Raw genomic sequence first — 258 nt, forward strand, 5'->3', positions numbered from 1 at the left:
CTTACTAGAACCTTTAGAGTAATGAGGTAATTCAATAAACTTAGGGGAAACTGATATTTCTGATATCAAATCAATATAATTCAAGACATCATCATAGTCAGCAAAAAAACGGGACAGATGTGGTTGTAAAGATAAGTTAATTCTTTCTATATCCTCTAAGCTTAAATTAACAACAAAATTCAAAGAACCAAATATATTAACTCGTTGTTCATTACTAAACCTCTCATAATAGTCCTCAAAGTAATTATCAATTGCTCT

At 29.1% G+C, this 258-nt stretch carries 1 protein-coding gene; it reads right to left on the reverse strand.

What is annotated here, in order from left to right; genetic code table 11:
• Positions 1-258: hypothetical protein (locus V1952_RS22755; RefSeq protein WP_420075660.1), on the reverse strand; the 258-nt coding region annotated here is incomplete at both ends.

It is taken from the genome of Yersinia sp. 2542 StPb PI, assembly GCF_048593855.1.
GTDB classification, from domain to species: Bacteria; Pseudomonadota; Gammaproteobacteria; order Enterobacterales; family Enterobacteriaceae; genus Yersinia; species Yersinia enterocolitica_E.